Consider the following 22905-nt stretch of genomic DNA (forward strand, 5'->3'; position numbering starts at 1 on the left):
CAGCGATGCGGATTCTCATTGCAGAAGACGACCAGGTGCTGGCCGACGGGCTGCTGCGCACCTTGCGCGCCTCCGGCGCCGCGGTGGACCATGTGGCCAGCGGCACCGAAGCCGACGCCGCCCTCATGACGAACAACGAATTCGACCTCCTGATCCTGGATCTGGGGCTGCCCAAGATGCATGGCCTGGAAGTGCTGCGCAAGCTGCGCGGGCGCGGCTCCTCTTTGCCGGTGCTGATCCTCACCGCCGCCGACGCCATCGAGGAGCGGGTCAAGGGACTGGACTACGGCGCCGACGACTACATGGCCAAGCCCTTCAGCCTGCAGGAACTCGAGGCGCGGGTGCGCGCGCTGACGCGCCGCGGCATGGGCGGCACCAGCAGCACGATCAAGCATGGCCCGCTGGTGTACGACCAGGCCGGCCGCGTGGCCACCATCGACGGCAAGATGATCGAGCTGTCCGCGCGCGAGCTGGGCCTGCTGGAAGTGCTTCTGCAGCGCGCCGGCCGCCTGGTGAGCAAGGACCAGCTGGTGGAGCGCCTGTGCGAATGGGGCGAAGAGGTGAGCAATAACGCGATCGAGGTCTACATCCACCGCCTGCGCAAGAAGATCGAGAAGGGTCCGATCCGCATCGCCACGGTACGCGGCCTGGGGTACTGCCTTGAGAAAATCCCAGGGTAGCCCTTGAAGATCTTCCAGCGTGAGCAGCGCTCGCTGTTCGGCGAGATCCTGGACTGGATGCTCACGCCCCTGCTGCTGCTGTGGCCGGTCAGCCTGGCGCTGACCTGGCTGGTCGCCCAGAACATCGCCGGCAAGCCCTTCGACCGCGCGCTCGAATACAACGTGCAGGTCCTGGCGCAGCTGGTCACGGTGCAGAACGATCGGGTCGCGTTCAACCTGCCGCAGCCGGCGCGCGAGATCCTGCGCGCCGACGATTCGGACCTGGTGTACTACCAGGTGCTGGGACCGAACAGCGAATTCCTCAGCGGCGAGCGGGACTTCCCGCATCCGCCCGATGACGAGCTCCCGCGCGTGGGCGAGGTGCGGCTGCGCGATGACGAGATGCGCGGGCTGGACGTGCGCGTGGCCTACACCTGGGTCAAGCTCGACCTGCCGGGGGCGCAGCCATCGCTGGTGCAGGTGGCCGAAACCCGCGAGAAGCGCTCGGTGCTGGCCACCGAAATCATCAAGGGCGTGATGCTGCCGCAGTTCGTGATCCTGCCGCTGGCCGTGCTGCTGGTCTGGCTGGCGCTGGTGCGCGGCATCAAGCCGCTGTCGCAGCTGGAAGAGCGCATCCGCGCGCGCAAGCCCGACGACCTGAGTCCGCTGGACGACAAGACGGTGCCGCTGGAAGTGGCGCCGCTGGTGTCGTCGGTCAACGACCTGCTGACGCGCCTGAAGGATTCGATCGCGACGCAAAAACGCTTCCTGGCGGACGCCGCGCACCAGCTCAAGACACCGCTGGCGGGCCTGCGCATGCAGGCCGACCTGGCGCAGCGCGAAGCCTTCAACGCCGAGGAGCTGAAGCAGTCGCTCAAGCAGATCGGCCGCTCCAGCATCCGGGCCACCCACACCGTGAACCAGCTGCTGGCCCTGGCCCGCGCCGAAAGCAGCGGCCAGACCATCGCTCCCCAGCCCTGCGACCTGGCCCAGCTGACCATGGAAGCGGTGCAGGACTCGGTGCCGCGCAGCATGGACAAGCACATCGACCTGGGCTACGACGGCGCCCAGCCCGGCACACCGGGCGTTCAGCTGGAAGGCAATCCCACCTTGCTCAAGGAAATGATCCGCAACCTGCTGGACAACGCGATCAACTACACCCCTTCCAGCAGCGAGCATCCCGGCGTCATCACGGCACGGGTGCTGGCCGATCCGTTCGGCCATGTGCTGGTGCTGCAGGTGGAGGATTCGGGGCCCGGCATCCCCGAGGGCGAACGGGAGCTGGTGTTCCAGCCCTTCTACCGGGCGCTGGGGACGAACGTGGACGGCTCCGGCCTGGGCCTGCCCATCGTGCTGGAGATTGCGAACCAGCACAACGCCGACATCAAGCTCGAGGACAGCCATCCGGGCCGCGTGCCGCCCGGCACGCGGGTCACCGTGCGCTTCGTGTTGAACGAGCAGGCGGCGGCCGACTACGCCGCCGCGCAGGCTCAGGCAGCGGCCTTGTAGACGTTCAGCTGCAGGCGCTCGCGCTCGATCGCCCGGGCCACCGGCGGCAGCAGGGCGATGCGCTGCACCAGCGCCCACAGGCTGGCATAGCCCTGCGGGTCGTGCCCGGCGAAGCCGCCCCAGCGCAGCAAGGTCAGCGCATAGGCATCGAGCGGGCCGAAGTGCTCGCCCCCCAGGTAGGGCTTGCCCTCGTCCGCCGCCTTGCGGGCCATCGCGTCGATCTCGCCCAGCATCGGCCCGTACAGCGCGGCGTTGAAGGCCTTGACCTCGGCCTGGGCCTCGGGCGTGCCGGCGAACTTGTGCGGCATGAACACGTGCGTGAAGGTCGTATGGACGGTGTTGTTCATCCAGGCCAGGGTTTCCAGCGCGCGCGTGCGCGCCATCGGCTCGCGCGGCAGGAAGTTGCACTGCGGAAAGCGGTCGTCGAGCCGATTGACGATGGCCACGATCTGGGTGATCACTTCGTCGCCGTCCACCAGCACCGGCACCTGGCTGCGTGGGTTGATGGCCTTGTATTCGGGCGTGTAGTTCTCGCCCTTGTGCAGCTTGACCAGCACCGGCTCGAACGGCTCGCCCGCGGTTTCCAGCAGCGTGTGCGGCACGAATGAGCAGGCGCCGGGGGCGAAATACAGCTTCAGGGGCATCGCGATTTCCTTCAGGATTCAGCGGCAGGGCCGCAGGTTCTTGCCGCCCAGGACCGGCCTCAGATCTTCCAGCCGCGGCCGCAGGCCGTCGTCGACGGCCGGCAGCTTGAGCAGCTGGCCGCGCACTTCCGGCCGCTCCTGCACCACCTTGGCTGTGCGCACGCCGCGCTCGGCCAAGGCCTCCAGCTGCTGCGCGGCGGCCGCCTGGGTGGCGAAGCCGCCCAGCGACAGGCCCGGCTCGAGCGAAGGATTGGAAAGGGTCTCGAAGGAGATGCCGATCTGGCGCAGCTCGCCCTTCTTGCGGGCGACGTTCTCCGCGGTCAGGTACTTGCCCATGTAGACGATCCAGCGCGCCGGCTCGACGGAGGGCTCCAGGCCCCAGGAGCCGGCCGGCCACGCCCCCAGCGCCTGGCGCAGGCTGGCGAGCTGCGCCTCGTCGAACACCCCGGCCTGCAGGCACTCGGCAGGCTTTCCGTTGCTGCCTGCGCCGTTCGCCTCGAGCCGCCTGGCCTCCTCGGCCGGCAACACGGTGAGTGTCTGCGGCTTGATCTGCTGGGCCAGCCTATGCGGCTCGGATTGCTGCGCCGGCGCAAAGCCCCATGGCGCCAGCAGCCTTTGCGACCAGGCGAAATAGGCGGCGTTGGCGAACAGCAGGATCAAGAGCGCGAGTCGCAGCATTGACTCAGGCGGCGGGCCGCACGCTCACTTCGGAACTGGTGACGGTACTCATGCCGGCCGCAGTATGCACCAGCAAGGCCCCGCCCTCGCTGATGCCGTGGGCCGTGCCCTGGGTGCCGTCGCTGAGGATGACGGCGCGGTCGCGCAGTGCGTCACGGGCGTCGAAGCGGGCCTGGAACGGTGCGAAGCCCAGGGCCTCGAAGGCCTGCACCGCCTGCACCAGCGGAACCGCGATGCGCAGCAGCGTCTCGCCGGCTTGCGCCTCGGGCAGCACTTCGCGCACCCAGGCCGGGGCGGTGGAGAGCCCGGTGGCCTGCGGCGCGGCGATATTGATTCCGACGCCGATCACGGCGTAGCGCCGCGCCTCGCGGCCTTCGCCGGAACTCGCGGTTTCGATCAGGATGCCCGCCAGCTTGCGATCGGCCAGCCACAGGTCGTTGGGCCACTTGAGCTGGATGCGCGGATGCAGGCTTTCGGCCAGGCTCACCCCCACGGCCAGCGACAGGCCCGACCAGTCGGCCGGCGCCAGCGGCAGCCCCAAGGAAAATGTCAGCGAATCGCCGGCGCCGCTGCGCCAGCCGCGCCCCAGCCGGCCGCGGCCCGCCGTCTGCTGCTCAGCCACCAGCAGGACCGGCTCCATGCGCCCGGCCCGGGCCCGGCGCATGAGCTCGGTATTGCTGGAGTCGATTTCGGGCAGTATCTCGACCGTGAAGCCCGGCAGAAGAGGGGACACCCCCTCCCAGACAGCTTCGGCCGGCCAGTTCACTGGGTTACTTCCGTTGCCTGCGCTTGGGCGCCAGCAGGGTGCCGCGGCACAGCTTGGCGCCGCACCAGCAGGGATACTCGGCCTTGAGTTTCTTGGTGTACGGCTCATCGATGATGAGGCCGTAGTCGTAGTTGAGCTCTTCGCCCGGCTTGATATTGCGCAGGGCCTTGATGAAGACCCGGCCTTCCTCTTCGTCGGCCTCGCAATTCGGGTCGCAGGAGTGGTTGATCCAGCGCGAGGAATTGCCGCCGACCTTCGCGTCGATCACCCGCTCTTCGTCGACATGAAAATAAAAGGTATGGTTCGGGTCCTTGGGGTCGTGCGGATGGCGGCGCAGGGCCTCCTTCCAGTTGATCACCTCGCCCACATATTCAATGATGGTTTCGCCTTCGGCAATCCTCTGCACCGCGAATACCCCCTTGCCGTGGACACCGGAGCGGCGGACCTGGATGCGCCGGGAAGGATTCGCCTGGGCGCCGGACTTCGCCATGATTTCCCCGGGGGAGGGGTCCGCGCCATTCACTGCTTTTTCTGCCATCGCCAAAAACTCTGTTAATTTGAATATGCACACGTGCGCGTGCGTGCGTGCGCGTATACGCGCGCGAGAAGCGACGATTGTAAGGATGCCGCGGCCCCATTTGACCGATGGCCCCGGAATAAGGATAGAAGAGTCAGCATGACTAAGACTTTGGTAATTGCCGAGAAGCCGTCCGTGGCACAGGACATCGTGCGCGCGCTCACGCCCGTGGCCGGGAAGTTCGACAAGCACGACGAGTACTTCGAGAGCGAGAAGTACGTCGTCACCAGCGCCGTGGGCCACTTGGTCGAGATCCAGGCGCCGGAAGAGTTCGACGTGAAACGCGGCAAGTGGAGCTTTGCCCACCTGCCCGTCATCCCGCCCTACTTCGACTTGAAGCCCGTGGACAAGACCAAGTCGCGCCTGAACGCCGTGGTGAGACTGGCCAAGCGCAAGGACGTCACCGACCTCGTCAACGCCTGCGACGCCGGGCGCGAGGGTGAGCTGATCTTCCGCCTGATCGAGCAATACGCGGGCGGCGCCAAGCCGCTGGGCAAGCCGGTCAAGCGGCTGTGGCTGCAATCGATGACGCCGCAGGCGATCCGCGACGGCTTCGATGCGCTGCGCAGCGACAAGCAGATGGCCGGCCTGGCCGACGCCGCCCGTTCACGCTCCGAGGCCGACTGGCTGGTCGGCATCAACGGCACGCGGGCCATGACGGCCTTCAACTCGCGCGATGGCGGCTTTTTCCTCACGACCGTCGGGCGGGTGCAGACCCCCACGCTGGCGGTGGTGGTCGAGCGCGAAGAGCAGATCCGCAAGTTCATCAGCCGCGACTACTGGGAAATCCATGCGTCGTTCCTGGCCGAGGCGGGCGAGTACCCGGCCAAGTGGTTCGACCCCAAGTGGAAGAAGAACCCCGACGACCCCGAGCAGAAGGCCGACCGGGTCTGGACCGAGCGCGAGGCGCTGGCCATCGCCGACGCCGTGCGCGGCAAGGCCGCGACCGTCACCGAAGAGTCCAAGCCGACCACCCAGGCGTCGCCGGCGCTGTTCGACTTGACGTCCTTGCAGCGCGAGGCCAACGGCCGTTTCGGCTACTCGGCCAAGACCACGCTGGCATTGGCGCAAAGCCTGTACGAGCGGCACAAGGCACTGACCTACCCGCGTACCGACTCGCGGGCCCTGCCCGAGGATTACGTGCCGGTCGTGAAGCAGACCATGGGCATGCTGGCGACCAGCGGCATGGGGCACCTGGCGCCGTACGCCCAGCAGGCGATGGACGAGAACTACGTCAAGCCCAGCAAGCGGATTTTCGACAACGCCAAGGTCAGCGATCACTTCGCCATCATCCCGACGCTGCAGGCGCCCAGCGGCCTGTCGGATGCCGAGCAGCGGCTGTACGACCTGGTGGTCAAGCGCTTCCTGTCGGTGTTCTTTCCCAGCGCCGAATTCCTGGTCACCACCCGCGTCTCGCAGGCCGTGGGCCACAGCTTCAAGACCGAAGGCAAGGTGTTGGTCAAGCCCGGCTGGCTGGCGATCTGGGGCAAGGAAGCCGCCGACGAAGTGGCCGACGCCAAGGAAGGCGACAAGGGCCAGAGCCTGGTGCCGGTCAAGCCCGGCGAGATGGTCCGCACCGAAACCGTGGAACCCAAGGGCCTGAAGACGCGCCCGCCGGCCCGGTACTCGGAAGCCACGCTGCTGGGCGCGATGGAGGGCGCCGGCAAGTTCGTGGAAGACGACGAGCTGCGCGAAGCCATGCAGGAGAAGGGCCTGGGCACGCCGGCCACGCGCGCCGCCATCATCGAAGGCCTGATCAACGAGAAGTACATGTTCCGCGAGGGCCGCGAACTCATTCCCACGGCCAAGGCGTTCCAGCTGATGACGCTGCTGCGCGGCCTGGGCGTGGAGGAGCTGTCGCGGCCCGAGCTCACCGGTGACTGGGAATACAAGCTGGCCCAGATGGAACATGGCGGGCTGTCGCGCGAAGCCTTCATGCTCGAGATCGCCGAGATGACCAAGCGCATCGTGAAGAAGGCCAAGGAATACGACCGCGACACGGTGCCGGGCGATTACGCCACCTTGTCCACGCCCTGCCCCAATTGCGGCGGCGTGGTCAAGGAAAACTACAAGCGCTTCACCTGCACCGGCAAGAGCGGCACGGGCGAAGATGCCTGCGGCTTCTCGTTCGGCAAGACGCCGGCGGGCCGCACCTTCGACGCGCGCGAAGTCGAGCAGTTGCTGCGCGACAAGAAGATCGGGCCGCTGGAGGGCTTCCGCTCCAAGGCCGGCTGGCCTTTCACGTCCGAGATCGTGCTCAAGTACAACGAGGAAGAGAAGAACTGGAAGCTCGAATTCGATTTCGGCGACGACAAGAATGCGGCCGAGACCGGCGAGATCGTCGATTTCAGCGAACAGCAGCCGCTGGGCCCCTGCCCGAAATGCGGCGCGCGTGTCTTCGAATACGGCAAGAACTACATCTGCGAGAAGGCCGTGCCCACGGCCGAGCAACCGACGCCGACCTGCGACTTCAAGAGCGGCCAGGTCATCCTGCAGCAGCCGGTCGAGCGCGAGCAGATGAGCAAGCTGCTGCAAACCGGCAAGACCGACCTGCTCGACAAGTTCGTGTCCATGCGCACCCGCCGGGCGTTCAAGGCCTTCCTGGCCTGGGACAAGGAAGCGGGCAAGGTGAACTTCGAGTTCGCGCCGTCCAAGTTCCCGCCGCGCAAGGGCGCCGCGGGCAAGACGCCCGCGGCGAAGGAGCCGGCCGCCAAGTACGCGCCGGTCGCCAAGGCGGCAAAGGCTGCTGCCAAGCCCGCCGCGAAAAAGGCGCCCGCCAAGAAAGCCGCCGCACCCAAGGCGCCGCGCAAGACCGGCGCCGGGCTCAAGCCCAGTGCAGAGCTGGCCGCCGTGATCGGCGCCGAACCGGTGGCGCGCACCGAGGTCATCAAGAGGCTGTGGGACTACATCAAGGCCAACGGCTTGCAGGACACCAAGGACAAGCGTTCGATCAACGCCGATGCCAAGCTGCTGCCGGTTTTCGGCAAGCCGCAGGTCACGATGTTCGAGCTGGCGGGGGTTGTCGGCAAGCACCTCAGCCAGGTAAGCTGACGCGCCATGCCTTCGCTGGAAACACTGGAACGCTTCATCGCCCGCGTTGAACAGAACGCGCATGTCGAAGCCATCCAGGAGTTCTACACCGAGGACGCCTCGATGCAGGAGAACATGGCACGGCCGCGCAAGGGCCGCGACACGCTCGTCGCCCATGAAGCCGCCGCGCTGGCGCGTTCGTCGTCCGTCCGCTCGACCTGTGTGCGACCGGCGTTCCTGAACGGCGACCATGTCGTCGTCCGCTGGATCTTCGAGTTCGCCTGGAAGGACGGCGGCGTCGGCCGCATCGAAGAGTTGGCGCATCAGCGCTGGGAAGGCGAGCGGATCGCACAGGAGCAGTTCTTCTACGACCCCAAGCAGTTCGCGCCCAGCAAGCCCGCCGGCTGACTGTCGACGCGGGCTTGACCCGCAATCCATCGCCAGAGCATCATTCGGTTCCCATCCCCAAGGAGCACCGCATGAGCAAGACTCTGATCGCCGCCGCCCTGATGGGCACCGCCACCCTGGCCCAAGCCGCCAGCTTCGCCCTGTCCAGCCCCGACATCAAGGCCAACGCCCTGATCGACAAGAAGTTCGAGTTCAATGGCTTCGGCTGCTCGGGCGAGAACAAGTCGCCGGCCCTGAAGTGGAGCGACGCGCCCAAGGACACCAAGAGCTTCGCCGTGACGGTGTACGACCCCGACGCGCCAACCGGGTCCGGTTGGTGGCACTGGTTCGTGATCAACATCCCCGCCACAGTGACCGAGCTGAAGCCCGACGCCGGCAACGTGAGCGGCGCCAACTTGCCGCAGGGAGCCAAGCATGTACGCATCGACTACGGCGTCGCCGGCTGGGGCGGCGTCTGCCCGCCGGAAGGCGACAAGCCGCACCGCTACATCTTCACCGTGCATGCACTCAAGACCGACAAGCTGGACATCCCCCCCGATGCGACGGCGGCACTGGCGGGATTCATGGTCAATGCGAATTCGATCGGGAAAGCGAGTTTCACGGCGAAGTATGGAAGGCCGAAGGCGAAGTAACGGTCATGGCGACATCGCCGGTATCGGATACCTGGGAGCAAGGTGATCCCTACGAGCAGTACGTAGGCCGCTGGAGTCGGCAGGTCGCGCCGCGGTTTCTTTCATGGTTGAACGTTCCGCCCCACCTGCGCTGGCTGGATGTCGGATGCGGCACTGGAGCGCTCAGCGCGGCGATCCTGGAGGACTGTTCCCCGCTGTCTGTGGCGGGTGTCGAGCCTTCGGAAGGTTTCCTGCAGAAAGCCAAGGACCAGTTGGCCGGCCGGGTATTGCTTCGCCGCGGCACCGCAGAGCAGATCCCGCTCGAGGACGGCGTGATGGACGTGGTCGTTTCTGGGCTGGTGCTGAACTTTGTTCCCGATGGACGCGCCGCCCTGCGCGAAATGGCGCGCGTCGCAGCGCCCCGGGGCACGATCGCGGCCTACGTCTGGGACTATTCGGGAAAGATGGAACTGATGCGCCACTTCTGGGATGCGGCCATCGAGATCGATCCTGCCGCAGCGAAAGCGGACGAAGGCGCGCGCTTTCCGCTGTGCCGGCCCGACGCACTGGAAGAGCTTTTCGCCAGTGCAGGCCTGAGCGGCACTGAAGTGACGAGCATCGACATCACGACCCCATTCGCGAGCTTCGACGAGTACTGGCGGCCATTTCTCGGTGGCCAGGGACCGGCGCCTGCATACGCCATGGCACTCGATGAAAAAGCGCGGGTGGATTTGCGCGATCGGATAAGGGCACGCCTTCCGCTGCGGTCGGACGGCTCCCTCTCGTTGATCGCGCGGTCCTGGGCCGTGCGCGCAGCCGTCCCCGGCTGACTCGCGCGGGACGTGCCCAGCTGAACAGCCTCAGTGGCGGAATTCCCGCGCCCAGTCGCGCATCTCCACCATTGCAAGATCAAAATAGCCGTTGGCTACTTTTCTCAATTCCTTCGACCTTGTCTGATCTGCGGCCGATGGGCCCAAGCCGTCCCTTTCGATCATTTCCATCGAAGCCGCGAACACGGCTCTTTCCGCCGCAAAAGCAGTCTGGTCGGCTCGGCGCCATTTTTGAAAGTAGTCCATCTCGGTTTCGGGGCGCAGGTGCGCATCACTGAGTCTGTGCTTCACAGCTCACATGTATGTAGGACACGGGCCTGCAAGTGCAACCGCTTCTCGCCCGTAACCCGCTATATGCGCAGGCGCGCTCGCTTCACCTCGGCGCGCAGCAGATCCTCGAACTTCGCCGCGGCAGGTGAAGCGCTGCGGTCGCCGCGGCGGCAGATGCCGATGCGGCGCATCGGGGCGGGGCGCTGCAGGCGCTTCCAGGCCAGTCCGGCCATGTTGACATCGCCGAGCACCATCGCCGGGATGAAGGTCACGCCGAAGCCGGCGCGGACCATGCTCAGGGCGGTGAACATGTTGGCCACCTCGTAGTCGGCCTCGCGGGTGATGTGATTGGCCGCCAGGGCCGTCGCAATCTGCTCATGGGTGCTGGAGTCGCGCACCAGCATCACCAGCGATTCATCCTTGAGGGCAGACCAGCGAAGGACCGCAACGTCGGCCTTCGGATCGGTGCGGCTCATGACGGCGACGAGCTCGTCATCGAACAGATGCTCGAAATGCAGCCCGCTGGCGGCACTGCTGTGGGCGCACACGGCGAAATCCACCTCGCCCTGAGCGACCCGCTCCAGCAGCGGGCCGTTGTAATCCTCGCGCATGCTCACCTTGACGCCGGGAAAGCTCTTGCGCAACTCGCCCAGTGCCCGCGTCACCACGCCCACCGCCAGCGACGCCAGCGTGCCGACGGTGATATGGCCATGCTCCACACGGGCAATCGCGCGGGCTTCTTCGCAAGCGTCGTCGATGGCGACCACGCCCCGCTTCATCTTGGCATGCAGGATCACCCCCGCCTCGGTCAAGGCGATGCGCCGGGTGGTGCGGTCGAAAAGGCGCACACCCAGGGCCGCTTCCAGTTCACGCACCAGCTGGGAAAAGGCCGACTGCGTGATGTGCAGGGCTTCCGCGGCCCGGCTGAACGAAAGCAGCTCGCCAGCAAGCAGGAATCCTTCGATCTGTCGAAGCGTGACGTTGTTTTTCATCGCGCATCGATTATGCGGCCAGGCTACTCAATCGACAAGCATAAAGCGATTGTTCTTATCGTTAGCCGCTGCTTCAATAGCGTACGTCGGCGACCGCCGCCTTTGAAAAACGCCTCAGGAGACCCTGATGAACTCATCGATTCGCAAAGCATTGCTGGTGGTGGCCGCCCTGTTCGCCGTCACGGCCCAGGCGGCTTACCCGGACAAGCCCATCCGTATCATCGTGCCCTACCCGCCCGGCGGCACCACCGACCTGCTCACCCGCCTGATCGGCCAGAAGCTCTCGGACAGCCTGAAGCAGCCGGTCGTGGTCGACAACCGCGCCGGCGGCGCGGCCATGATCGGCAGCGACCTGGCCGCCAAGAGCGCGCCTGACGGGTACACGCTGCTGTCGACCGGCGCCGGCCCGCACGTGATCAACGTCAGCCTGTTCCCGAAAATCCCCTACGACCCGGTCCGCGATTTCGCACCGGTGACCTTGATGTCCATCAACCCGCTGCTGATGGTGGTCCCCGCTTCGGCGCCGTTCAATACCGCGCAGGAATTCGTGGCCTGGGCGCGCGACAACAAATCCAAGGCCAACTACTGTTCCATCGGGCTGGGCTCGCCCTCGCATCTGGCGGCGGAGTTGTTCAAGTCGATGGCCGGCGTCGAGATGACCCACATACCTTATGTCGGCAGCGGACCGGCTCTCACGGCCACCATCGGCGGCGTGTGCTCGGTCCTGTTCGACAGCGTCCTGTCCGCCGGCCCCCACGTCAAGTCGGGCAAGCTCAAGGTACTGGCCACGGGCAACAAGGAGCGCCTGGCCTCCTGGCCGAACGTGCCGACGCTGGTCGAGAGCGGGCTGCCCGCCTTCGAAGCCTTTACCTGGGGCGCCTTGCTGGCCCCGGCCGGCACCCCGCCGGACATCGTCTCCAGGCTGCAGGTCGAGATGGCCAGGATATTCGCGATGCCCGACGTGCGCCAGAAGATCGAAGACATGGGCGCCCTGCCCGGTGGCGGAACGTCGGCGGAACTGGATACCTTCACACGCGCCGAAATACGCAAGTGGGCGAAGGTCATCAAGGACGGCAACATCAAGGCCGAATGACGGCCGGGTACGGCTGCGGCATCGAACAAGGAATCTCCATCCATGGCACTCAAATTCACCCAGCTGCACCCCTTCTTTGTCGGGGAGGCCAGCGAGATCGACCTGCGCACCGCGGACGCCGCGGCGCTGGAACAGATCCGGCGCGGAATGGACCAGTACGGCGTGCTGGTGTTTCGCAACCAGTCGTTCACGGACGACGAACAGCTCGCTTTCGCGGAACGCTTCGACGGCACGCTTCATGCCAAGACTTCCACGGCGGTGCTCGAAAAGAACCGGTTCGGCAACGAGGCGCTGTCGGACATCTCCAACGTCGGCAAGGACGGCGAACTGCTGGCCGCCAGCGACAGGCGCCGCATGAGTTCATTGGCCAACCGGCTCTGGCACACCGACGCTTCGTTCGTGGATCCGGCAGGCCGGTACTCGATGTTGTCGGCACGCGTGGTTCCGCCGGTGCACGCCGACACCGAGTTCGCGGACATGCGCACCGCCTATGACGAGCTGGACGACGAAACCAAGGCGGTCATCGAGGACCTGCGAGTGCACCATTCCATCGCCTACTCCCGCGAAGTGCTGGGCTTCGAGTTCGCACCGGGGGAAAGGGAGCTTCTCAAGGGCGCCGTCCATCCGCTGGTGCGCAAGATCCCGGGGATCGAGCGCCGCTCGCTCTACCTGGCGTCGCACGCACAGCACATCGTCGACTGGCCGGTGCCGGAAGCACGGCTGTTGCTGCGGGACCTGACCGAGCACGCCACCCAGCCCCGCTTCGTCTACAGCCATGAATGGAAGGTCGGCGATTTCGTGATCTGGGACAACCGCACGACCATGCACCGGGCCACGCCTTTCGACGACAAGAAATACCGGCGCGAGCTGCGGCGCACGACCACGCTCGACATCGACAGGTTGGCCGTCAGCGCCTAGGGCGCAGAGGACTTCACGCCCGCCGCAAGTGCCAGGCCCTGGGCCGCGTGAAGGCCTGGATGCCGTACTTCGACAGTGTCAGGCCCACGCCCGAATCGCCGAAGCCGCTCCAGGGCAGACGCGGGCTGACCCGGTCGCAGCAGTTCCAGTACAGGCTGCCGGCGTTGACGCGGTCCAGCACGGCATGCGCACGCTCCCCGTTGGGCGTGTAGACGCCGGCCGTGAGGCCGTAGCGGCTGTCGTTCATGAGGCGCACTGCCTCCTCGTCGCCCGCGACCTTCTGGATGCCGATGATGGGGCCGAAGCTCTCTTCCTTCATCAGCTCCATGCCGTGATTCACATTGCTGAAGACCGTGGGCGGATACCAGTTGCCGGGACCGGGCAGCCGCTGCCCGCCGGTGTGCAGCTTGGCGCCCTTGGCCTTGGCGTCGGCGACCTGCGCGTCCAACACGTCCAGTTGCGGCGCGCGCGTGATGGCGCCGATGTAGCTGTCCTCGCTCATCGGGTCGCCCGCCTTGAAGCCCTTGACCTCCTGCACGAACGCGGTGACGAAGGCGTCGTGGATCTTCTCGTGCACGTAGATGCGCTCGACCGAACAGCAGCTCTGGCCGGTGTTGTACATCGCGCCGTCGGCCAATGACGCCGCGGCGATCTGGGGATCCGCGTCGTCGCAGACGTAAGTCGGGTCCTTGCCGCCCAGCTCCAGCTGCAGCTTGATGAAGCGCGAGCCCACCGCCTGCGCGATGCGCGCGCCGGTCGCGTAGGAGCCGGTGAAGAACAGGCCGTCGATGTCCTGCTCGAGCAGCGCGGCGCCGACCGCGCCCGTTCCTACCAGCGGCACGAACACGTCCTGCGGCACCCCGGCCTGGTGCAGCAGCCGGGCGATCTCCAGCCCGGTGAGCGTCGCGTACTCGGACGGCTTGTAGAGCACGGCGTTGCCCGCCAGCAGCGCCGGCACGACCACGTTGCAGCCGACGAACCAGGGGTAGTTCCAGGCCGAGATGTTGCCCACCACGCCCAGCGGCACATGCTCGATCCGCTCTTTCATGCCGCCTTCGTCGAACACGGTCTCGGTGGCGATGGCCCTGTCCACTTCAGCCAGGAAGAAATCGATGCGTCCGAGCAATCCGTTGAGCTCGTTGCGCGACATCTTGATGGGCTTGCCGGTTTCCCGCGTCATCGTCACGGCCAGCGACTCCAGGTCGCGCACCACGCCTGCGCGGAAATGCGTGATGCAGGCCTTGCGTTCCGACAAGGGTCGCGCCGCCCACGCCGGTTGCGCGGCACGCGCCTGGCGCGCCTTGGCCGCGACAGAAGCCGCACCGTCGGCCGGAACCTCGGCGATCTTCTCGCCGTTGGCCGGGTTGTGGATGGCGAGTTGGCTCATGGGGTTCGCTTTGCCTGCTTCACGGCCGCGGCGGCCGAAAGGAAGTCGTCGAGCAGCGCGGCGTCGTCGATGGTGTCGGAGCCTTGCTGATGGAATTCGGGATGCCACTGCACGGCCGCCAGGTACGGCTTGTGCGCGTCGCTGCGCCGGATCGCCTCGATCAATCCATCCTCGTTGCTGGTCGCTTCGACCTCGAAGCCGGGCGCCAGGTCCTTGATGGCCTGGTGATGGATGCTGTTGACCTTGACCTTGCCGCCAGCGGGGTACAGCGTGCCCAGCCGCGAATCCGGTTTGATTTCGACGGTATGAAAGTTGAGGTCGTAGGTCGAGGCGTCGCGATGCTGCAAGGCCTGCGGCAGCTGGGTCGCAATGTCCTGGTACAGCGTGCCGCCATAGGCGACGTTCAACAGCTGCAGTCCACGGCAAACGCCGAACACCGGCTTGCCGTGCCGCTCGAAGGCCGCGACCAGGTCCATCTCGTATTCGTCGCGAATCTTGTCGCCGGCCCATTTCTCCTGCAGCGGCTGCTCGCCGTAACTCAGCGGCGAAACGTCTGCCCCACCGTGCAGCACCAGGCCATCGAGCCATTGCGCGTAATGGTCCAGCGTGACGTCGCCGCGCTGCGTCGCGCCCGTCGGGCTGGGGATCATCACCGCCAGCGCACCGGTGGACATGACCCAGTGCGCGATCGACTGTTCGACGTACTGCAGGGTCTTGCCGGTGAATAGAGGTCGTGCCGGATCGGCGTGCATGAAGCAGGCCGAGATACCGATCTTCAAGCGGGCAGCGCTGTTCATCCCCATACCTCTACATCGCTTCTTCGAACAGCCGCCGGAAATCCGCCGCCGTGCAGGGCCGGGGATTGGTCTGGTGGCAGATGTCGGCCACCGCGATCTCCACCAGCCGCGGGATCTGCTCGCGCTTGACGCCGTGCTCCTCCAGTTTTCCCGAGATGCCGGCGCGGTACTTGAGCGCGCGCAGCCAGGGCACGAACTCCTCGCCGCCGCCCGACACCTTGCAGACATGGGCCAGCTCGTCGAACTTCTCCGGCGCGGCCTCCCAGTTCCACGCCAGCACGGTGTCGATCATGAGTGCGTTGGCCAGGCCATGGTGCAGGTCGCACACCGCCCCCAGCGCATGGGCGCAGGAATGAACCGCACCCAGGTCCTTCTGGAAGGCGATGGCGCCCATCATCGAGGCCATCATCATGTCGCCGCGCGCCTGCAGGTTGGACGGCTCGCTCACCGCGGTGAGCAATGCCCGGGCGGCGATGCGCGTTCCTTCCAAGGCGATGCCGTCGCACAGCGGGTGGTAGGCCGGCGACAGGTAGCTCTCGATGTTGTGGGTCAGTGCGTCCATGCCGGTTGCCGCTGTGACGTGCGGCGGCAGGCCGAGGGTGAGCTCCGGATCGGCGAACACGATCTTGGCCAGCACCTTGGGGCTGAAGACGATGCGCTTCAGGTGCGTGTCGTCTTCGCTGATCACGGCGGAGCGGCCGACTTCGGAACCGGTGCCCGCGGTCGTGGGCAGCGCGACGAAATACGGCAGCTCGCGCTCGATGGCCCGCACCCGGGGATGGTCCCAGGCGTACTCGATGATGTGGCCCTCGTGCGTGGCGGCGATGCCGACCACCTTGGCCACGTCCAGTGCAGCGCCACCGCCGAAGCCGATGACGCAGTCGGCGCGATGGGCCTTGAAGGCGGCCGCGCCCTCCATGGCCTGGCTGGCGGTGGGGTTGCCGAACACTCCGGCGAACACCGCCGCCTCCAGGCCGGCGAGATGGCTCTTGAATTCGGCCAGCACGGGCAAGGCGCCGAGGGCCCTGTCGGTGACGATCAGCGGACGCTTCAATCCCTGCGCCAGCAGATGCTGCGCCACCTCCCGGCGCGCGCCGGGGCCGAAGCGGATGGCGGTGGGAAACGAGAAACCGGTGATGCTCATGATGGGGGCAGTTCCAGGTACATGTGATTCTTGGGATAGGCGTGGCCGTCGACCTTGATCGCGCGCGGCTCGATGCCGAACGAGCGGAAGCCGCTGCGCTGGTACAGGCGCAGGGCGGCGCTGTCGCCTTCGGTCACCGTCAGCACCAGCAATTCCAGGCGCGAGGCCCGGGCATCGTCGATCAAGGCTTTCATCAAGGCGCCGCCCATGCCGCGGCCGGTCTGCTCGTGCGCCACGTACATGCCGACGACCTTGGCCTTGTGGCGATTCTTGGCCCGGGTTTCGCACTCGAGGCCGACCATGCCGCACAGCTCGTCGCCCTCGAAAGCACCCCAGAACCTGTTGTGATGGCTGCCCAGTCTTTTCTCGGAAGCCTCGAGCGGCAGCTTTTCATCTTCTTCATAACTGGAGGTGAACGCCTGCGGCAACTCCCACAGCGCGCGCAACCGCAGCGTGCGGTAGCCGGGTGCGTCGTCGGGGGACAAGCGGCGGATGTTCATCAGATGACCTCGAAATACCGTTTCAACTCCCAGTCGGTCACACCGTCCAGCCACTGGCGCCATTCCCAGTCGCGGGTGGCGGCGAAATGTTCGACGAAGGTATCGCCCAGAAAATCCCGGGCAATCTTGGAGTTGCTGAAATTGCGGGTGGTTTCCACCAGGGTGCGCGGGGCCCGCGGGATGTTCTCCGCGCCCTGGTTGGTGCCGGTGATCGGCGGCGCGGTGAGCTTGAGCCCCTTCTCCACGCCGTACAGGCCCGCCGCGATCACGGCCGCCATGGCCAGGTAGGGATTGACGTCGGCGCCGGGGCAGCGCGTTTCCAGCCGGGTCGCCTTGGCGCTGCCGGCGATCACGCGAAAGCTGGCCGTGCGGTTGTCCATGCCCCAGGTCGGCTTGACCGGCGCCCAGAAGCCGTCCACCAGGCGCTTGTAGCTGTTGATGGTCGGCCAGAACATGGGCGCGAACTCCATCAGGCAGTGCACCTGGCCCGCCAGGTAGCTCTCGAACAGCTTGCTCATCTTGCGCGGGCTCTTGGCGTCGTAGAACTGGTTGGCCTTGCCATCCGACAGGCTCTGGTGGATGTGGCCGCTGCAGCCCGGGTATTGCGCGCTCCACTTGGCCATGAAGCTGGGCATGATGCCGAAGCGCGCGCCGATTTCCTTGGCGCCGGTCTTGAACAGGATGGCGCGGTCGGCCTGCTCCAGCGCTTCGCTGAAAGCGATGGCGGCTTCGTAAACGCCCGGCCCGGTTTCGGTGTGCAGCCCCTCGATCGGCACGCCGAAGGCCAGCATCTCGTCCATGATGGCGTTGAAGAACTCGCGGTTCTGGTTCACCCGCAGCAGCGAGTAGCCGAACATTCCCGGCGTCAGCGTTTCCGGGCCGACGCCCTTCTTGGCCGCCCAGCTCTGCGGCGTTTCCAGGAAATTGAACCACTCGTATTCCATGCCGGTCATCACCTGGAAGCCGAGCTTCTCGGCGCGCTTCAACACGCGCTTCAAGGTCTGGCGCGGGCACACGGCGTACGGTGTGCCGTCGGTATTGATGAACTCGCCCAGGAAGAAATCCACCCCGCCGTCCCAGGGCACCTTCCGGTGGGTGTTCAGGTCCAGCCGCGCCAGGGCGTCAGGAAAGCCGTGCTGCCAGCCCGTCACCTGGGCGTTGTCGTAGGTGACATCGGTGCAGTCCCAGCCGAAGACCACATCGCAGAAACCAAAGCCGCCGCCGGGCCCCGGGTCGGCCGCACCCTCGAACTTGTCCTTGTGCAGGTACTTGCCGCGCAGCACGCCGTCGATGTCGCTGCAGGCGACCTTGACCTTGGCGGCACCGGATTTGCGGATCGCCGCCAGGGCGGGGTGGACCTTGGTTGCCATGTTGCGCTTCTCCTTTTGAGCAGCCTACGCGAAAAGTTTCAGCTCGTGTGGTGAAACCGTGCTCTCTAGCCGAGACATACTCCGCACACCATGGCTCCCGCGCCCCTCATCGCATGACACTGACCTGGATGGTCGCCGCCGCCGTGCTGCTGGGCGCCCTGTTGCACGCGAGCTGGAACGCGGTCATCAAGGCCAGTCCGGACCAGGAGCTGGACACAGCCGTGATGCACGGCACCGGCGCGCTCATAGCACTCCCCGCGGCGCTGGCGGTAGGCGGGCCCCCGGCCGAGGCCTGGCCGTACATCCTGGCCTCGGTGGCCATCCACGTCGGCTACTTCATCACCCTGGCGGGCGCCTTGCGCCATGGCGACCTGGGCCTGGCTTATCCGCTGATGCGTGGCACGGCGCCCTTGCTGGTGGCACTCGCAGCCAGCCTGGCGCTGGGCGAAACGCTGAGCTCCTGGGCCTGGGCCGGAGTGCTGGGCGTATGCGCGGGCGTCACCGCGATGGGCCTCTCGCGCGAGGCGCTCGCACAGCCCAAGGCCGTGGGCTTCGCGCTGGCCAACGCGGCGATCATCGCCCTGTACACGGTGGTCGATGCACTGGGCGTGCGGGCAAGCGGCAATCCTCTGCAGTACGTGCTGGCGCTGTTTGCCTTGAGCGGGTGGCCGTTTGCACTGCTGGTACTAGCCCGGCGTGGGCGGAGCGTTGCCTGGCCCTATGCGCGAGCGCGCTGGCCCTTTGCGATGGGCGGGGCGCTCGCCTCCAAAGGCTCTTACGGCTTGGCCCTGTGGGCCATGACGCAAGCGCCCGTGGCTACCGTGGCGGCATTGCGCGAAACCTCGGTGCTGTTCGCGGTTCTGCTCGGCACCTGGTTCCTGAAGGAAGCCTTCAACCTGCGGCGCGCAGTCGGCACGGCCGTGATCGTGGCCGGCGTCTTGGCCTTGCGGATGGGCTAGCTTTAGCCGGCCCTGTCTTCGGGCGGGGGCGGGCCGTAGCCCTCCCATGACGGCTCGTCGCCATGGCTGGCGGCGGTGATGTGACTTTCCGAGAGGTCGTTCAGGCGTCGCTGCAACAGTTTGCGCTGCAAGGGACGGCCCAGCTCTTTGGTGTAGTAGGCCACCTCGAATTCTTCACGAGGTGGTTTTCGCTCTTTTTCCGGTGCCATGCGCCCAGGATAGCGAGCAAGTACTCACGTGGTGTAGGACAACACCTTGGGCGACCTTCGGACAAGAACCACCGGCTGAGCCACAGCCTGCTTGGCTGGCTTAACATGCTTCTTCGTTTTTCCCGCCAAGGAGATCACGATGCCCACACCCGCCGAGATCGCCGCGCTACGCACCCTGGCCCTGGTGGGCCCGGCGACGGCGGGCAAGACCAGCCTGGTCGAGGCCCTGCTGTGGAAAGCTGGAGCGCTGGGTGCGCCGGGCAGCGTCGAGCGTGGCTCCACCGTGAGCGACCACGATCCGCTGGAACGCCGGGCCCAGCGTTCGCTCAACTCCTCACTGGTCCATTTCAAGCACGGCGGCATCCAGGCCCATCTGATCGACACCCCCGGCGCGCCTGACTTTCTCGGCCAATCCCTGCCGGCACTGGAGGCGGTGGAAACCGCGGCCGTGGTGATCAGCGCGACCACCGGTGTCGAGCCGATGGCCGTACGGATGATGCAGTGGGCGGCGCAGCGCGAGCGCGACCGGATCATCATCGTCAACAAGATCGATGCCCAGGGCGTCAACCTGCAAGCGCTGGTGGGACAGATCCAGGCCGCGTTCGGCCGCGAGTGCCTGCCGCTGAACCTGCCGGCGCAGCGCGGGGCGCGCGTGGTGGATTGCTTCTTCAACATGACGCAGGACGGCGGCGAAACCGATTTCTCCTCGGTGGCGCAGGCGCACCGCGCCTTGGTGGAGCAGGTGGTGGAGGTCGACGCCGCCTTCGTCGAGCGCTACTTGAACGATGGCGACGTGGACCCCCAGGAACTGCACGCTCCGCTGGAGCAGGCTTTGCGGGAAGGGCACCTGATCCCGATCTGCTTTGTCTCCGCGCGCACCGGCGCCGGCGTGCCCGAGCTCCTGGACGTGATCGCGCGCCTGCTGCCCGATCCGACGGAAAGCAACCCGCCCAAGTTCCTCAAGGGCGAGGGCGCCGAGGCCCAGCCCCTGCGCGCCGAGCCCGATCCCAGCCGCCATGTGCTGGCCCATGTCTTCAAGATCGCGCAGGACCCTTATGTCGGCAAGATGGGCGTGCTGCGGGTGCACCAGGGAACCCTGACGGCGGGCAGCCAGCTCTATGTGGGCGATGCGCGCCGCCCTTTCAAGGTGGGCCATCTGTTCACGCTGCAGGGCAAGGACTTCGCCGAGGTGTCGCGGGCCTTGCCGGGCGACCTGTGCGCCATCGCCAAGGTGGAAGAACTGCACTTCGACGCCGTGCTGCACGACTCGCCCGATGACGACCGCGTGCACCTGGCGCCGCTGGATTTTCCGGTGCCGGTGCACGGCTTGGCGATCGAGCCCAAGCGCCGCGGCGACGAGCAGCGGCTGCACGACATCCTGCAAAAGCTGGTCAGCGAGGACCCCTGCCTGCGCCTGGAGCATGTGGCCGCCACCAACGAGAGCGTGGTCTACGGCCTGGGCGAGTTGCACCTGCGAACCTTGCTGGACCGGCTGACCGAGGTGCACCGCTGCGAGGTGAACACGCGCCCGCCGCGCATCGCCTACCGCGAGACCATCACGGCGCCGGCCGAGGGCCACCACCGCCACAAGAAGCAGACCGGGGGCGCCGGCCAGTTCGGCGAGGTGTTCCTGCGGGTGGAGCCGCTGCCGCGCGGCGCCGGCTTCGAGTTCGTCGACCAGGTCAAGGGCGGGGCGATCCCCTACAACTTCATGCCGGCCGTGGAGAAGGGTGTGCGCCAGGCGCTGGAGGCGGGTGTGGTCGCCGGCTATCCGGTCGTCGACCTGCGCGTCATCGTCTACGACGGCAAGCACCACAGCGTGGACAGCAAGGAGATCGCCTTCATCACGGCGGGGCGCAAGGCGCTGGTGGCGGCGGTGCAGGCGGCGCGGCCCAGCGTGCTGGAACCCATCGTCAACGTGGAGATCGCGGCGCCGGAGCAGAACATCGGCGACATCACCGGCGACCTGGCCTCACGGCGCGGCCAGGTCAGCGGCACCGCCGCGGCGCCCAACGGCCTGGCGGTGCTGGCGCAGGCGCCGTTGTCGGAACTGGCGGCCTACCAGTCGCGCCTGAATGCGCTGACCGGCGGCCAGGGCCGCTACACCCTGGCCTTCAGCCATTACGAGCAGGTGCCGCCGTCGGTGCAGGCGCAGCTGGCGTCGCAATACCGGGTCAAGGACGAAGGCTGATCAGGCCGCCAGCGCCAGCGGGCGCACGGTGGAACTGCGCGGGCGCAGGCACAGGCGCTCGAAAGCCAGGGCCGAGGCCAGCGCTTCCTGCCCGCCACGCTGCGCCGCTTCCAGCAAGGTCAGGTCGATCACGTCCCGCTGCGCGTGGCTGCCGCCAAAGCGGCTGGCGCGGCTGCGGATGGCGCGCAGCAGCTGCGCACTGCGCGCGAAGTCGCGCGCCGCGAACGCCCGGATGGCCTGGGCCACCGGCAAGCCGACCTCGCGGGTGAACACGGCGTTGTCGTCGTCGCGCTGCAGCGCCTCGCGTTGCGCTTCCAGCATGGCCTGCTGTTCGGCGTCGCGACCCGCGCCTGCATAGGCCATCATCGCGTGCATGTCGTTGAAGGCGTAGAGGCCCGGCACCAGCACGGCATGCCAGCGCTCGGCCAGGGGCTGCCAGCGGTCACCGACATCGACGCCGCGCAGTTGCAGCCGCCACAGCATGGCACTCGCATCGAGCATGTCCAGCACCACGCTGGAGCCTGGGCCACCGATGGATTGGTCGTACAGCCGCAGCACTTCCTCGGTCTGGCCGACCTCGAGGTGGAACAACGCCAGGTGCCACCAGTTGTGAACGGCCAGGAAGCTGCCGTTGGACCACACGGCCGAGTTCGGCTGCAACCACTCGATGCCGGCCTCGGGCTGGTTCTTCATTTCCTGGACATGCGCCACCGAGTGCCACGCCCAGCTGTCGCGCGGTTCGAGCTCAACGGCGCGGCGGCCCTGCTTCTCGGCAGCGTCGTAGTCCCCGGTTTCTTCCAGGCCGAAGGCGTACATGCCCAGCACGGCGTGAAAGCCATAGCTGCCGTGCTGCCAGGCCGGCAGCGCCCGGGCCATGCGGTCGCGCAGCATGCGCGAATCGCCGGTGAAGAAGTCGATCTGGTGGCCGGCCTGCAAGGCCAGCAGATCCCGCGGCTCATCCAGGCTGAGATCTTCCAGCGTGCGGCCGGCCTCGTACCAGTGGCCGTGCGCCAGCAGCGTTGCGGCCTCCAGATGGCGTCGCTCGCGCGCATTGGCGGGCAGGCGGCGGGCCATGTCGCAAGCTTCGCGCGCTACCGCCAAGCCTGCGGGCTCCGTGCCCAGCAGGTAGAGCCAGGCCTTGAACAGCCAGGCCATGGTCATCTCGGGGCTGGCGGCGATAGCCTGCTCGACGGCAGCCGCCGGATCGCCGATGAAACATTTGAACTCGTCCTGCGCCTGGTTGTAGGCGCGCAGGCCGGCGTCGTTGGCGCCGGACAATGTGAGGCCCAGGTGGTCTTTCATTTCGGTCGTCCTTTGCAGAAGATGGATGAATCGGGGTGCGGGGAGATGAGTGTGAAATGGA

At 66.7% G+C, this 22905-nt stretch carries 23 protein-coding genes; 10 read left to right on the forward strand and 13 right to left on the reverse strand.

Translation table 11 applies throughout. From position 1 onward, the window contains the following. The first annotated feature begins 5 nt into the window (after window positions 1-5). Both HNE04_RS05545 and HNE04_RS05550 read left to right on the forward strand, forming a co-directional pair. Window positions 6-680 carry a response regulator gene (locus HNE04_RS05545; protein ID WP_172217526.1) on the forward strand — a complete coding sequence of 225 codons (675 nt, stop codon included), beginning with the start codon at window positions 6-8 and terminating at the stop codon, window positions 678-680. A 3-nt stretch (window positions 681-683) separates the two neighbouring features. Continuing rightward, window positions 684-2168: a sensor histidine kinase gene (locus tag HNE04_RS05550; RefSeq protein WP_172217527.1), complete on the forward strand. Its 1485-nt coding sequence runs from the start codon at window positions 684-686 to the stop codon at window positions 2166-2168. On the opposite strand, the gene HNE04_RS05555 is transcribed toward HNE04_RS05550, so the two are convergent. Genes HNE04_RS05555 through HNE04_RS05570 form a run of 4 tightly spaced genes read right to left on the reverse strand, consistent with a single transcriptional unit; the run spans window position 2150 to window position 4746 of the window. After that, on the reverse strand, window positions 2150-2812 hold the full coding sequence (locus HNE04_RS05555; RefSeq protein WP_172217528.1) for a glutathione S-transferase family protein: 663 nt from the start codon (window positions 2810-2812) through the stop codon (window positions 2150-2152). The genes HNE04_RS05550 and HNE04_RS05555 overlap by 19 nt on opposite strands. Before the next feature lie 18 nt (window positions 2813-2830). Further along, window positions 2831-3490 carry an SPOR domain-containing protein gene (locus HNE04_RS05560; protein WP_172217529.1) on the reverse strand — a complete coding sequence of 220 codons (660 nt, stop codon included), beginning with the start codon at window positions 3488-3490 and terminating at the stop codon, window positions 2831-2833. Window positions 3491-3494: 4 nt separating this feature from the next. Then, window positions 3495-4223 (reverse strand): biotin--[acetyl-CoA-carboxylase] ligase, encoded by a 729-nt coding sequence (locus HNE04_RS05565; RefSeq protein WP_328700266.1) that lies wholly within the window; start codon window positions 4221-4223, stop codon window positions 3495-3497. Between the two features lie 37 nt (window positions 4224-4260). After that, window positions 4261-4746, reverse strand: coding sequence for an SET domain-containing protein (locus HNE04_RS05570; RefSeq protein ID WP_172217784.1), 486 nt, complete (start codon window positions 4744-4746; stop codon window positions 4261-4263). A 186-nt stretch (window positions 4747-4932) separates the two neighbouring features. On the opposite strand from HNE04_RS05570, the gene HNE04_RS05575 reads away from it, so the two are divergent. From HNE04_RS05575 to HNE04_RS05590, 4 genes are all read left to right on the forward strand, one after another. Next, a complete protein-coding gene (locus tag HNE04_RS05575; RefSeq protein WP_172217531.1) occupies window positions 4933-7884 on the forward strand; it encodes a DNA topoisomerase III in 2952 nt (983 codons plus the stop codon). 6 nt (window positions 7885-7890) lie between these two features. Next, window positions 7891-8271 carry a nuclear transport factor 2 family protein gene (locus HNE04_RS05580; RefSeq protein WP_172217532.1) on the forward strand — a complete coding sequence of 127 codons (381 nt, stop codon included), beginning with the start codon at window positions 7891-7893 and terminating at the stop codon, window positions 8269-8271. A gap of 71 nt (window positions 8272-8342) precedes the next feature. After that, window positions 8343-8903, forward strand: coding sequence for a YbhB/YbcL family Raf kinase inhibitor-like protein (locus tag HNE04_RS05585; protein WP_172217533.1), 561 nt, complete (start codon window positions 8343-8345; stop codon window positions 8901-8903). A gap of 5 nt (window positions 8904-8908) precedes the next feature. Continuing rightward, window positions 8909-9712 (forward strand): class I SAM-dependent methyltransferase, encoded by an 804-nt coding sequence (locus HNE04_RS05590; RefSeq protein ID WP_172217534.1) that lies wholly within the window; start codon window positions 8909-8911, stop codon window positions 9710-9712. Window positions 9713-9742: 30 nt separating this feature from the next. Here HNE04_RS05590 and HNE04_RS05595 read toward each other — a convergent pair whose 3' ends face one another. Both HNE04_RS05595 and HNE04_RS05600 read right to left on the reverse strand, forming a co-directional pair. Further along, window positions 9743-10003 (reverse strand): hypothetical protein, encoded by a 261-nt coding sequence (locus HNE04_RS05595; RefSeq protein WP_172217535.1) that lies wholly within the window; start codon window positions 10001-10003, stop codon window positions 9743-9745. A gap of 59 nt (window positions 10004-10062) precedes the next feature. Continuing rightward, window positions 10063-10974, reverse strand: a complete 912-nt coding sequence (locus HNE04_RS05600; RefSeq protein WP_172217536.1) for a LysR family transcriptional regulator — start codon at window positions 10972-10974, stop codon at window positions 10063-10065. A gap of 127 nt (window positions 10975-11101) precedes the next feature. Here HNE04_RS05600 and HNE04_RS05605 point away from each other — a divergent pair, with 127 nt between their 5' ends. Then, window positions 11102-12067: a Bug family tripartite tricarboxylate transporter substrate binding protein gene (locus tag HNE04_RS05605; RefSeq protein ID WP_172217537.1), complete on the forward strand. Its 966-nt coding sequence runs from the start codon at window positions 11102-11104 to the stop codon at window positions 12065-12067. Between the two features lie 42 nt (window positions 12068-12109). After that, window positions 12110-12985: a TauD/TfdA dioxygenase family protein gene (locus HNE04_RS05610; RefSeq protein ID WP_172217538.1), complete on the forward strand. Its 876-nt coding sequence runs from the start codon at window positions 12110-12112 to the stop codon at window positions 12983-12985. Window positions 12986-12998: 13 nt separating this feature from the next. Here HNE04_RS05610 and HNE04_RS05615 read toward each other — a convergent pair whose 3' ends face one another. Genes HNE04_RS05615 through HNE04_RS05635 form a run of 5 tightly spaced genes read right to left on the reverse strand, consistent with a single transcriptional unit; the run spans window position 12999 to window position 18183 of the window. Then, window positions 12999-14372, reverse strand: a complete 1374-nt coding sequence (locus HNE04_RS05615) for an aldehyde dehydrogenase family protein (protein WP_172217539.1) — start codon at window positions 14370-14372, stop codon at window positions 12999-13001. Next, on the reverse strand, window positions 14369-15169 hold the full coding sequence (locus HNE04_RS05620; protein ID WP_172217540.1) for a gamma-glutamyl-gamma-aminobutyrate hydrolase family protein: 801 nt from the start codon (window positions 15167-15169) through the stop codon (window positions 14369-14371). The genes HNE04_RS05615 and HNE04_RS05620 overlap by 4 nt, the downstream gene beginning before the upstream one ends. A gap of 10 nt (window positions 15170-15179) precedes the next feature. Continuing rightward, the gene (locus tag HNE04_RS05625; protein WP_172217541.1) at window positions 15180-16313 is read right to left on the reverse strand and encodes an iron-containing alcohol dehydrogenase; all 1134 of its coding nucleotides are present in this window, start codon (window positions 16311-16313) and stop codon (window positions 15180-15182) included. Next, on the reverse strand, window positions 16310-16813 hold the full coding sequence (locus HNE04_RS05630) for a GNAT family N-acetyltransferase (RefSeq protein ID WP_172217542.1): 504 nt from the start codon (window positions 16811-16813) through the stop codon (window positions 16310-16312). Before HNE04_RS05630 ends, HNE04_RS05625 begins: the two co-directional genes overlap by 4 nt. Beyond that, window positions 16813-18183, reverse strand: coding sequence for a glutamine synthetase family protein (locus HNE04_RS05635; RefSeq protein ID WP_172217543.1), 1371 nt, complete (start codon window positions 18181-18183; stop codon window positions 16813-16815). Before HNE04_RS05635 ends, HNE04_RS05630 begins: the two co-directional genes overlap by 1 nt. 113 nt (window positions 18184-18296) lie before the next feature. On the opposite strand from HNE04_RS05635, the gene HNE04_RS05640 reads away from it, so the two are divergent. Beyond that, complete coding sequence (locus tag HNE04_RS05640; protein WP_172217544.1) at window positions 18297-19142, forward strand: DMT family transporter; 846 nt, start codon at window positions 18297-18299, stop codon at window positions 19140-19142. Window positions 19143-19144: 2 nt separating this feature from the next. Here the strand turns inward: HNE04_RS05640 and HNE04_RS05645 are convergent, their stop codons facing one another. Next, window positions 19145-19351 carry a hypothetical protein gene (locus HNE04_RS05645; RefSeq protein WP_172217545.1) on the reverse strand — a complete coding sequence of 69 codons (207 nt, stop codon included), beginning with the start codon at window positions 19349-19351 and terminating at the stop codon, window positions 19145-19147. A 139-nt stretch (window positions 19352-19490) separates the two neighbouring features. Here HNE04_RS05645 and fusA point away from each other — a divergent pair, with 139 nt between their 5' ends. Beyond that, window positions 19491-21542: an elongation factor G gene (gene fusA / locus HNE04_RS05650; protein ID WP_172217546.1), complete on the forward strand. Its 2052-nt coding sequence runs from the start codon at window positions 19491-19493 to the stop codon at window positions 21540-21542. Here the strand turns inward: fusA and HNE04_RS05655 are convergent, their stop codons facing one another. Beyond that, window positions 21543-22844, reverse strand: coding sequence for a tetratricopeptide repeat protein (locus tag HNE04_RS05655; protein ID WP_172217547.1), 1302 nt, complete (start codon window positions 22842-22844; stop codon window positions 21543-21545). Window positions 22845-22905 lie beyond the last annotated feature (61 nt).

This window comes from Caenimonas soli (assembly GCF_013155545.1).
Taxonomy (GTDB): Bacteria; Pseudomonadota; Gammaproteobacteria; order Burkholderiales; family Burkholderiaceae_C; genus Ramlibacter; species Ramlibacter soli.

What these genes read in the sequence shown, in the direction of transcription:
- HNE04_RS05575 (WP_172217531.1), top strand. Translation starts at nt 4,933, where the DNA reads ATGACTAAGACTTTGGTAATTGCCGAGAAGCCGTCCGTGGCACAGGAC.
- HNE04_RS05615 (WP_172217539.1), bottom strand. Translation starts at nt 14,372, where the DNA reads ATGAGCCAACTCGCCATCCACAACCCGGCCAACGGCGAGAAGATCGCC.
- HNE04_RS05630 (WP_172217542.1), bottom strand. Translation starts at nt 16,813, where the DNA reads ATGAACATCCGCCGCTTGTCCCCCGACGACGCACCCGGCTACCGCACG.
- HNE04_RS05640 (WP_172217544.1), top strand. Translation starts at nt 18,297, where the DNA reads ATGACACTGACCTGGATGGTCGCCGCCGCCGTGCTGCTGGGCGCCCTG.
- HNE04_RS05560 (WP_172217529.1), bottom strand. Translation starts at nt 3,490, where the DNA reads ATGCTGCGACTCGCGCTCTTGATCCTGCTGTTCGCCAACGCCGCCTAT.
- HNE04_RS05580 (WP_172217532.1), top strand. Translation starts at nt 7,891, where the DNA reads ATGCCTTCGCTGGAAACACTGGAACGCTTCATCGCCCGCGTTGAACAG.
- HNE04_RS05585 (WP_172217533.1), top strand. Translation starts at nt 8,343, where the DNA reads ATGAGCAAGACTCTGATCGCCGCCGCCCTGATGGGCACCGCCACCCTG.
- HNE04_RS05625 (WP_172217541.1), bottom strand. Translation starts at nt 16,313, where the DNA reads ATGAGCATCACCGGTTTCTCGTTTCCCACCGCCATCCGCTTCGGCCCC.
- HNE04_RS05570 (WP_172217784.1), bottom strand. Translation starts at nt 4,746, where the DNA reads ATGGCGAAGTCCGGCGCCCAGGCGAATCCTTCCCGGCGCATCCAGGTC.
- HNE04_RS05635 (WP_172217543.1), bottom strand. Translation starts at nt 18,183, where the DNA reads ATGGCAACCAAGGTCCACCCCGCCCTGGCGGCGATCCGCAAATCCGGT.
- HNE04_RS05620 (WP_172217540.1), bottom strand. Translation starts at nt 15,169, where the DNA reads ATGAACAGCGCTGCCCGCTTGAAGATCGGTATCTCGGCCTGCTTCATG.
- HNE04_RS05605 (WP_172217537.1), top strand. Translation starts at nt 11,102, where the DNA reads ATGAACTCATCGATTCGCAAAGCATTGCTGGTGGTGGCCGCCCTGTTC.
- fusA (WP_172217546.1), top strand. Translation starts at nt 19,491, where the DNA reads ATGCCCACACCCGCCGAGATCGCCGCGCTACGCACCCTGGCCCTGGTG.
- HNE04_RS05655 (WP_172217547.1), bottom strand. Translation starts at nt 22,844, where the DNA reads ATGAAAGACCACCTGGGCCTCACATTGTCCGGCGCCAACGACGCCGGC.
- HNE04_RS05545 (WP_172217526.1), top strand. Translation starts at nt 6, where the DNA reads ATGCGGATTCTCATTGCAGAAGACGACCAGGTGCTGGCCGACGGGCTG.
- HNE04_RS05590 (WP_172217534.1), top strand. Translation starts at nt 8,909, where the DNA reads ATGGCGACATCGCCGGTATCGGATACCTGGGAGCAAGGTGATCCCTAC.
- HNE04_RS05600 (WP_172217536.1), bottom strand. Translation starts at nt 10,974, where the DNA reads ATGAAAAACAACGTCACGCTTCGACAGATCGAAGGATTCCTGCTTGCT.
- HNE04_RS05555 (WP_172217528.1), bottom strand. Translation starts at nt 2,812, where the DNA reads ATGCCCCTGAAGCTGTATTTCGCCCCCGGCGCCTGCTCATTCGTGCCG.
- HNE04_RS05645 (WP_172217545.1), bottom strand. Translation starts at nt 19,351, where the DNA reads ATGGCACCGGAAAAAGAGCGAAAACCACCTCGTGAAGAATTCGAGGTG.
- HNE04_RS05610 (WP_172217538.1), top strand. Translation starts at nt 12,110, where the DNA reads ATGGCACTCAAATTCACCCAGCTGCACCCCTTCTTTGTCGGGGAGGCC.